Here is an 8,105-nt window from a genome sequence, read left to right on the forward strand (position 1 = left end):
CATGCCGGTAATTATTGCAATTTGTTCAGCAGTTGCTGTTGCGCTTCTTACGAATTTGGTTTCTCGCGTAATTGGCGCGATTGGTTTTGGCATGGTGGGCTACATCGGAATCAATTCATTATTTTCAGCACTCAAATCCACCATTGCCGCCAATGTTTCCGGCATGGTGGTGAACGTATTTGCCATTGCGGGCTTGGCTGGCTTTGGCCAGGCGATATCGATAATGTTTTCCGCCCTGATTATTCGCGCCACTTTAGCAGGAATGGATTCTGCCGGCTCGATGATTCAATCCAAGTGGAAGGGGTTTAAAGCATGATTACATTGATTACTGCCATCCCAGGCTCAGGCAAAACCCTGTACTGCTTGCAGTCAATCAAGAAAATGGCCGACGATGACAACCGCCAGGTTTATTATTTCGGAATTCCTTTGACAGAAGAGGGCAAGCGCATCCTGGGCTGGATTGAAATGAACGACCCGCATCAGTGGCATTTATTGCCACCACTGGCGATTGTGGTTATCGATGAGTCGCAATATGTATTTCCGGTTCGCCGATCCGGCACAACGGTTCCTGTTTCTGTCGATAAATTCGCTACTCACCGCCATTTAGGTATTGATATTTTCCTTATCACCCAGCATCCCCGCCTGATTGATTCATTTATTAGACCCTTGGTTGGCCGCCATTATCATCTGATCCGCCTTTTTGGTATGTCGCGCTCTAATTTATTGCGCTGGGAGTCGTGCCAAGAAAACCCGAATGCACGCCAGGCTAAAGCCGACTGTCTGGATAAGCGCACGTTTCAATTTCCGAAAAAGGTTTATGCCTGGTACAAGTCCGCAGAGGCTCACACGGTCAAGGTTCGACTGCCCAAGAAATTATTTCTCCTGGGTGGTGTTCTGCTTTTCATCGCTTTGGCGGTGCCGTATGTGTTCCATTCATTGAAGGGGGTAGGGGACAAGGATCATCAGCCCCAGGCTTCGGCCGCGCCATCTTCTGGCGGCATCATGCCAGGCGCGCCGGCTGCGCCGTCAGGTCCGGCCCGTGTTGCGCCTCTGACGCCCGTTGAATACGCCCAGGCGCGCGTCCCGCGCATGCCAGGCGCGCCGGACTCGGCCCCGGTCTACGACGAGCTGGCCAAACCTCGGACGTTCCCCAGGGCGGCCGCGTGCGTGGCGTCAGCCAGGCGCTGCCAGTGTTATACCCAGCAAGGCACGCCGATTGATGATTTGCCGGAAGGAACTTGCCGGCAGATGGTGGTTCGCAGCTGGTTCGATCCGTACCGCGATGAAACGCCGCTGCAGCAGGTAGACCGCGTAGAGGATCCTCAGCGTCAGCTGCAGCAGCCAGGCGAGCAGCCGCGGCGCTCGCAGATCGCCATGATGGGTAATGCTCAGATTGCCCGTATTGATGGTGGCCCGCCAATGCAGTCAGATTTCGGCAATCAGCCCCATCGATAAACCGGCCTGCGCCGGTTTTTTTTGGCTGTTGATTTCACTGCGCCATCCAATGACGGCGGAAACGCGTCTTGGAACGATTCGAGCGGCGCGAAGTGTAGGCGAGGGCGGGTGTGGGGAATAGGGGTCTGAGCGATTTCGGAGCCCCCGCCGGCGAGAACGCCCGGCGTAGCTTCCGGAGCGCAGCGAAGCGTAGCGGAGTGTGCGAAGCCAGTGAGCAAAGGCGGAGCAGGGCGACGCATGAGCGAATGGCGCCTATCCACATGCCGGACCGACCTGGAATGCAGTAGAGAGAGATAGAGTGTTCGTTGCAAGCGTTGACGCCGTCGCGCCATCGGGCGCGCTGGATTGTCTTCAGGGGGTCAAGGGCTTGGCGCGGCCCGCAGCCGTAGGCGAGGACTCGGGCCCTTGACGCCCGAATCACCAAATACCCTCCGGGCAACGCCCGGTGATGTTGCAAACATCGCCGGGGGATGCCCTCCCGGCGAGGGAGTCTTTGCCTTCCCATGATATCGGCATGGTAAATTGAAGCGTTTTCACGACCTGAGGACGTTTCATGCGATCCGCGACACTTTCCATTCTGAATCCGCCGCCAGAAGTCACGCCGTTGAAATTCAAGGGCTGGCTGCAGACCGAGGCCGCCAAGATCAACGCACACTATCCGCCTGGCCACGTCATCAGGATTCGCTTGTTCCTGACGCCACGGCTGATGTACTGCCTGCCACGCAAGAAAATGGACGCGCTGATGCAAGGCATCGTCAATCGGAATGACAAGATTTTCGGCATTGAACTGTATGAGACCGATCATTCCTTGACTGCTGATGAAATGATGGAAGAGGCCCAGCTTGCGCAGCAGGATTTGCCTGGTGCCTGACCGCTTTTCGACGTGTGGGGGTGGACCGCAGAGAGACGGGTGACTAGTAATACCCGTCTCTTGTGCCATATTGGCACTCACTCGCCACTTTAGACCCCCGTCTTTTGTCTCATTTTGAGACTACTCGTCGCCCAGCAGCCGGTTCAGCAGCATGCCGAATCGTGCTTGCCGGTGGCAGTTTCTTCGATAGAAATCCCGCTCAACCATCAGCCGCTCGATCAGCTCGGCCTGGTCGCTGGCCAGGCGCTGGGCGCGGCGGTATTCCGGCAGGCGTGTAACCTCGGTGTGGTTTATCCGGATGCCAGTTCCTGGGCATACCAGAGCGTCACCGCGATCACATAGTCGGAACCCGGCGAACGGCCCGTATTGCGCGCCTAGGATCGTCTCTGAGCGGTGCCGCAGGTACAGGTAGACCACGCGAGGCACTGGCTCACGGCCACGCCGCCAGTAGGCCAGCTGCTGGGCGCTGACGCCGAGTTCTGCAGCAGTTTCTTCAATGTCACCAAACGAAACAGCCCCGACGAGATCGTCAGGGCTGCAGGGGAATTCGCACCACGGCTGATTCTGTTTCATACGAGCGCTGATTGTTGTTGGTGGAACTCCCTAGATTGGCAGTGTTGCGTAATTGGTGCCTGTACGAAAGGACAGTATCCTAGCCAGGAACCGCCTAATTCTGGTCAGTGCACGATTTGACATAATATAGATTGTCTATATTGCTCAAGTCATTGATTCCAATCGACTTTGCTGCCTCAGGATGTGCGAGAAGGGCGGCCCCTGCGACCCATCCTGCGAGCCCAAGGACGCCTAGTTTTTTTCTTAGCTCCTCCCAAAACGCTCGACGCTCTTCGCTTTTCTCTCTTTCCATTTGCGCGGCTGCAATTACCTCGATTCCCTCCAGGCCCAATACCTGGGCAACCATCATGCAGGCGTAGTTATCCATGATGCGCTCACCCGATAGATACATGCTCATGCCGCCACTACTGATGCCTAGCTTTTTAGCCTTTTGGTTCTGGCTGATATCCCCCATAGCCTCTAGCGCTTCTCTCAGATAATCGGAACTCCGTTTCATGTCGTCTCCATTGCGCTTACGTATGTGAGCAGTTTATCATCCCCTCAGCTGCTTACGTCCGTGAGCAGCTAATTGTTAACCGATTTATCTAGGGGGATAGCATGTATAGGGTTCATAAGCCACACGCGCCCAAGATAGGGCAGTACCTCAGCCGCCGTCCCTATGCATCGCAGTTCGTGCTCTTCACCTTGGTATCCGGCAGCACGTTGTTCTTCTGGTTTCTGCACAGCGGCACAGATTCCAAGCTCTACAACTTCCGCCGCGCCAAGTCTCATGCGATCCGCTTGCATGCCTACCTGACAAGTCAGCAACTGAAGAACGTCCAATGTCCTGACTTATCACAAACTGTTGAAATGTCAGTGCCCGCAAATGCCTGGGATTTCGGCCCCTCCGGCGCGGATCTGATTGCCGCCCTGGAGATCGCCTACCAGGACGTAGACAAACAAATGAGCGTTTGGGCGCTTCAGCTGGCGGATCAGCTCCTAACTCGCCGCCACGGCCACAAACCCGCCTTTCTACTCGGCTACGGACAGGCCCGCGAGACTCGTTGCGAGTGGATGCGCCGGCTGTTCGTGCTGGAAACCCGTTACGGCGTTTACGCCTTTTAACTCGGCCAGTCCCGGCCCTTCACCCCTCACGAGGACTATATGAAAGCACTTCTTGCAGGCTTCACCCATTCCAAGGGCATCGCCAAAGAGTCGCAACGCCCGTTTGACATTTTGTCGGCCATCGTCCTGAACCCGGCCGGCAACGTCGCCAAAGAGAATTTCTCCAAGCAGGGCTTCGGTTACGAGGCTGTAGAAATCCCGGTTGCTGCATCTGCGAAATCGGCCTTCATGGCCCTGACGTACCCTTGTCGCGTTGAGCTGGCCATTGATCACGAAATGTTCGCAGGCAAGCTGAAGGCGGTTATCTCTGGTCTTGAACACCCGGTCAACCTGGTAGAGCAACAAGCTAAGGGCTCTGCGTAGGATGAATTCGCTTTTTATCGACAGCATCACGATTTCGCAGACGTATCCGGGGCGTTACAACCCGGATACCGGCGAAGTCGAGCCGACTCTGCCGCTGGTGGACTCGGGAGTTGTCGGTAAGTGGGGGCGAGACATGGAAACCGGCGAGCTAGTGGAAGATGCGGAGTGGGGGCAGTCCTCCAAACTGTTTATTCGCGGCTCATTTGACAGCCTTGTGGTGATCAAAAGCGACGGTTTTCGTGTTTCCCTCACCGGGAACATTGGCCGCCTGGATAGGGCTGACAACCTCTTCAATCTCGATTGGGATGCCACCATTGCCAAGTGCAATGAGATTCTGGGGCGTTTCCGTTTGCCTCCTTTCACCAAGGGTGAACAGGTGGTAAACGCAAACCCTTCAGCGTATGACCTTCAGCACGGTATCAACTTGATCAAGTGGACCGGCGCAAAGGTTTCAAACTTCCACGTTACAGAAAATCTCGCCACCGGCAGCCCGGAAAACGCGGCTGCTTTCATGGGCTGGGCCTCTACTCAGTCCATGAACAATATCAAGCGGAACCGCACCTGCCCAGAGTCTTGCTCCTGGGGCAGCAAGGCGGGGCGCAAGATGTTCAAGCTGTATATCAAGCACATTGAAATGCTCGCCCCTGGTCACATGCATGGGCGCTCTAAAACCGAAATCAAAACTGACCCTGTTTATCAATTCGCAAAGGAACAAGGCATTGTGCGGGCAGAGCTTGAGGCAGGTCGCCTTCTGCTGCGTGACAAGAGCCTTCAGTACCTTGGAGACATTACGATGGAAAAAATCGTAGCTCTTTTCCGCTCAGAAACGCAGCCCTTGCTTAACCGCGTCCGCGAGGATATTACCCGCCTGGACATCGAGGGCTTGCCGTCCAAAATCCGCATGACTGCCGCCTGCTACCTGCGCGGCGAAGACGTGCGCCCGCTGCTGTCTCAAGCGACTTTCTACCGCCACGCCAAGCAGCTGCGCGAATACGGCATTGATATCAATGAACCGTTGGCCAAGTTCGAGAAGGTCAATCACGTCATCAAGGTGATTGAGGTTCAGCCGCTGGCGTGCCCCGACTGGTATTGGGCGCATCAGCAGCGGCTGTACGTGGATCGAGTGCGCAAGGAAACCGCCGAGTCGTTGCGCAAGATCGAGCAACAGGAACGCATGGCCGCCGTCGCGGCGAACGAACAGGCTCCGGTGCTGATGGTCAGCAACGGCAATGTGATCGACGACCCCGACCGCCTGGCGGCCTTCGCTCAGGCGCTGGGCGACTACAAGATTCCGGCGCGTGATGCCTCCGCGCCCCCGCTGGAGTCGTCGCAGGGCTACTACCAGGCCTCACGCGGCGGCCGCCAGCAAGGGGAGGGCGGTCATGGCCATCTGCGTCAGCGCTGATGCCGTTGGCCAGCTGCATACCGTCGCGACGCCGGTCGAGCAGTGCGCCGGGCTGATCCTGCTTCAGCCCGCCGATTACCAACAATTTCAGGCTGCCAATGCGCCGTTTGATTACGGCTACGCCTCGGCGATTTGGGCCTTCGCTTTTTCGACTGTTGTCGGCCTCTGGCTGGTCAGTCATTCCATCGGGTTGGTACTCGGCTTTCTACGCCGCGCCTGACCCACGCACCGGACGTTATCCGGGATCTACAAGGAAATCCGTGATGTTCAATAAAGCTTTCTCCGTCGCCCTCGCTGTTGTCGCTCCGGTTGCCGCGCTTCTGGCTCCTACCGCTGCCAAAGCTGCCGCTGCCGGCCCGGATCTGACGCCGCTGACCAGCAATATCGACTTCAGCACCGTCATTACTGCCGTGCTGGCCATCGCGGGCTTGATGGCCGTGGTCTACCTGGCAATCAAGGGCGCAAAAATCGTGCTGGGCATGGTCAAGAGCGCCTAACGCAGCAGGTTGTAAACGAATTATTTGGACTTGGGGCGCTTCGGCGTCCCTTTTTTTCGCGAGGATGGAATGTCGATCAATGCGCTTTGGTATCTGTTTATTTTTGCATTCGGCATGATCTGCGGCTTCGTGGTCGTCCTGGGATTGCGGGGGCACTGACATGAAACTGTGGAAGCGGATAGTGCTGATTTTTTCGCTGACGTCGGTGTTGTTCCAGCAGCAGGTTTACGCCAGTCCCGCGCTGGCGCTGGCGCCCGTGTTTGAGGGGGTGATTAACCGGGCCGTGGGCAAAGCTGTCGTGATGAACCTCGAGCGCCGGGGCGTGATGTATGCCGCCAATGATGCCGTGTTCGCGCGCACGATGACCTATATCGGCAACGCGGCGAACGATGCCATGTGGGCTAGTACGGCGGTGACGACGATTGCCGCCGTCGCCGGCGCGCCGGTGTGGCTGACTTGCGCCCTCGGCGTGGGAGCGGTGGCCGCCGTGGGTGCGGTCGCCTGGGGCGCGTACAAGCTCACGCAGGAATCTGCCACGGTGCCCGGCCCCAACGGCCAGGAAACACCCAAGCTGATGCCCAACGGCCAGCCGGAGCCCGCCGCGCTGACGCTGTCCATTGCGACCGCTACGGATAATCCCACCACGCCGCAGCCGCAGCCGGTGCCCGGCGCTGGCGCTATCCAGCTTTACCGCAGCCCGCTATGCAATGCCTCGCTCAGCTCCGAATGCGCCGCCCAGCCCGTTGCCGGCCCGCAATTCCCGTTCTGGATGCTGTCCATGTCCTCCACGAATCAAGCCTTGTTCGTGATGTCAGGGGCCGACGCCACGCAGCAGTATCAGGCGCATGTGCTCAACACGCTATGCAAACCCAGCAACAACCGGAACAACTGCCGCGTCACCTGGCTGAAGCCGATTGATTATCAGCTGGAAGAGCCGCAGCCCGCACCGCCTGGCTGGCCCGGCCCATGGAACCCCACGCCGCGCAAGCGCTGGTATGGCATCTATCGGTTTGAGTACGACCGAGGCGGGCCGACTCAATTCGATGGTGCCACGGTCTATCTCTTGCCTAACGAGGCCTACAAGCCCCCGACCTCGACAACGGGCACGCTTGAGGATGTGGTCAAGTCGCTGACGGACGAGGATCTGAAACAGCCGGTGCCGGATGCGCTGATTGCCCAGTTGGCGAATCGCCTCTGGCAGCAGGCAGCGGGCAAGCCTGGCTACGATGGTCTGCCGTACTCGGCGACCGATCCCATCACGGCGGAGGACATCGCCAAGATGCGCGCCGAGAACGCGGATATCCGCCCAACCTGGGGCGACATGATCAACAGCACGCCGTCCCGCGCGCCTGGCCAGCCGGTGCCGATCTCGCCGAATCCCATCCCGCTGACGCCGCCGACACCGACACCGACACCGGACCCCAAGCCAAATCCGACGCCGGAAACGAGCCAAAAGCCGGACCTCGGGCCAGATCCGGGCGTAGGCGTGCCGGGTCTGGAGAACATCCCATCCGCCGCCGAGATCCTGCGGCCGCTGCTGAACCTGTTCCCGGAGCTGCGCAACTTCCGCATGCCGAACCATACAGGCGAGTGCCCCAAGCCGGTGTTCGATCTGTTCGGCAAATCCATTCAGATGACCACGCACTGCGACCTGGCCGAGGAGAACCGCGCGGCGATCTTCTCCACGATGTCGGTCGTTTGGATGCTGGTCGCGCTGTTCATCATCCTTTCCGCTTGAGGTCGCCATGGCTCCACTTTTTGGCATTCTGGTTTCCGCGCTCAATACCGCGCTGGCGTTCCTGGTGCGCAGCATCATCGTCAAGTTCGTGACCTTCTT

General features: G+C 58.1%; 11 protein-coding genes. 9 read left to right on the plus strand and 2 right to left on the minus strand.

What is annotated here, in order from left to right:
• Nucleotide 1: 1 nt before the first annotated feature.
• The 3 genes from VA599_RS23695 to VA599_RS23705 all read left to right on the plus strand — a co-directional run bounded on the left by VA599_RS23695 (nucleotide 2) and on the right by VA599_RS23705 (nucleotide 2,326).
• Entirely contained in the window at nucleotides 2-316 is a 315-nt protein-coding gene (locus VA599_RS23695) for a DUF2523 family protein (RefSeq protein ID WP_346790949.1), read from the plus strand.
• Nucleotides 313-1,455, plus strand: a complete 1,143-nt coding sequence (locus tag VA599_RS23700; RefSeq protein WP_346790951.1) for a zonular occludens toxin domain-containing protein — start codon at nucleotides 313-315, stop codon at nucleotides 1,453-1,455. The genes VA599_RS23695 and VA599_RS23700 overlap by 4 nt, the downstream gene beginning before the upstream one ends.
• A gap of 553 nt (nucleotides 1,456-2,008) precedes the next feature.
• Nucleotides 2,009-2,326 carry a hypothetical protein gene (locus VA599_RS23705; RefSeq protein ID WP_346790952.1) on the plus strand — a complete coding sequence of 106 codons (318 nt, stop codon included), beginning with the start codon at nucleotides 2,009-2,011 and terminating at the stop codon, nucleotides 2,324-2,326.
• A gap of 120 nt (nucleotides 2,327-2,446) precedes the next feature.
• Here the strand turns inward: VA599_RS23705 and VA599_RS23710 are convergent, their stop codons facing one another.
• Nucleotides 2,447-2,899, minus strand: a complete 453-nt coding sequence (locus tag VA599_RS23710; RefSeq protein ID WP_346790953.1) for a hypothetical protein — start codon at nucleotides 2,897-2,899, stop codon at nucleotides 2,447-2,449.
• A 94-nt stretch (nucleotides 2,900-2,993) separates the two neighbouring features.
• Entirely contained in the window at nucleotides 2,994-3,395 is a 402-nt protein-coding gene (locus tag VA599_RS23715; protein WP_346790954.1) for a helix-turn-helix domain-containing protein, read from the minus strand.
• Nucleotides 3,396-3,496: 101 nt separating this feature from the next.
• Here VA599_RS23715 and VA599_RS23720 point away from each other — a divergent pair, with 101 nt between their 5' ends.
• From VA599_RS23720 to VA599_RS23745, 6 genes are all read left to right on the plus strand, one after another.
• On the plus strand, nucleotides 3,497-4,003 hold the full coding sequence (locus VA599_RS23720) for a hypothetical protein (protein ID WP_346790956.1): 507 nt from the start codon (nucleotides 3,497-3,499) through the stop codon (nucleotides 4,001-4,003).
• A gap of 39 nt (nucleotides 4,004-4,042) precedes the next feature.
• Complete coding sequence (locus tag VA599_RS23725; protein ID WP_346790957.1) at nucleotides 4,043-4,366, plus strand: hypothetical protein; 324 nt, start codon at nucleotides 4,043-4,045, stop codon at nucleotides 4,364-4,366.
• A 1-nt stretch (nucleotide 4,367) separates the two neighbouring features.
• Nucleotides 4,368-5,771 carry a phage/plasmid replication protein, II/X family gene (locus VA599_RS23730; RefSeq protein WP_346790958.1) on the plus strand — a complete coding sequence of 468 codons (1,404 nt, stop codon included), beginning with the start codon at nucleotides 4,368-4,370 and terminating at the stop codon, nucleotides 5,769-5,771.
• Entirely contained in the window at nucleotides 5,749-5,991 is a 243-nt protein-coding gene (locus VA599_RS23735; protein ID WP_346790959.1) for a hypothetical protein, read from the plus strand. The genes VA599_RS23730 and VA599_RS23735 overlap by 23 nt, the downstream gene beginning before the upstream one ends.
• Nucleotides 5,992-6,034: 43 nt before the next feature.
• Nucleotides 6,035-6,268: a hypothetical protein gene (locus tag VA599_RS23740; RefSeq protein WP_346790960.1), complete on the plus strand. Its 234-nt coding sequence runs from the start codon at nucleotides 6,035-6,037 to the stop codon at nucleotides 6,266-6,268.
• Between the two features lie 160 nt (nucleotides 6,269-6,428).
• Nucleotides 6,429-8,006, plus strand: a complete 1,578-nt coding sequence (locus tag VA599_RS23745; RefSeq protein WP_346790961.1) for a hypothetical protein — start codon at nucleotides 6,429-6,431, stop codon at nucleotides 8,004-8,006.
• Nucleotides 8,007-8,105 lie beyond the last annotated feature (99 nt).

Source organism: Chromobacterium indicum, assembly GCF_039708975.1.
Classification (GTDB): domain Bacteria; phylum Pseudomonadota; class Gammaproteobacteria; order Burkholderiales; family Chromobacteriaceae; genus Chromobacterium; species Chromobacterium piscinae.

What these genes read in the sequence shown, in the direction of transcription:
- VA599_RS23730 (WP_346790958.1), top strand. Translation starts at nt 4,368, where the DNA reads ATGAATTCGCTTTTTATCGACAGCATCACGATTTCGCAGACGTATCCG.
- VA599_RS23740 (WP_346790960.1), top strand. Translation starts at nt 6,035, where the DNA reads ATGTTCAATAAAGCTTTCTCCGTCGCCCTCGCTGTTGTCGCTCCGGTT.
- VA599_RS23715 (WP_346790954.1), bottom strand. Translation starts at nt 3,395, where the DNA reads ATGAAACGGAGTTCCGATTATCTGAGAGAAGCGCTAGAGGCTATGGGG.
- VA599_RS23695 (WP_346790949.1), top strand. Translation starts at nt 2, where the DNA reads ATGCCGGTAATTATTGCAATTTGTTCAGCAGTTGCTGTTGCGCTTCTT.
- VA599_RS23705 (WP_346790952.1), top strand. Translation starts at nt 2,009, where the DNA reads ATGCGATCCGCGACACTTTCCATTCTGAATCCGCCGCCAGAAGTCACG.
- VA599_RS23745 (WP_346790961.1), top strand. Translation starts at nt 6,429, where the DNA reads ATGAAACTGTGGAAGCGGATAGTGCTGATTTTTTCGCTGACGTCGGTG.
- VA599_RS23725 (WP_346790957.1), top strand. Translation starts at nt 4,043, where the DNA reads ATGAAAGCACTTCTTGCAGGCTTCACCCATTCCAAGGGCATCGCCAAA.
- VA599_RS23700 (WP_346790951.1), top strand. Translation starts at nt 313, where the DNA reads ATGATTACATTGATTACTGCCATCCCAGGCTCAGGCAAAACCCTGTAC.
- VA599_RS23735 (WP_346790959.1), top strand. Translation starts at nt 5,749, where the DNA reads ATGGCCATCTGCGTCAGCGCTGATGCCGTTGGCCAGCTGCATACCGTC.
- VA599_RS23720 (WP_346790956.1), top strand. Translation starts at nt 3,497, where the DNA reads ATGTATAGGGTTCATAAGCCACACGCGCCCAAGATAGGGCAGTACCTC.
- VA599_RS23710 (WP_346790953.1), bottom strand. Translation starts at nt 2,899, where the DNA reads ATGAAACAGAATCAGCCGTGGTGCGAATTCCCCTGCAGCCCTGACGAT.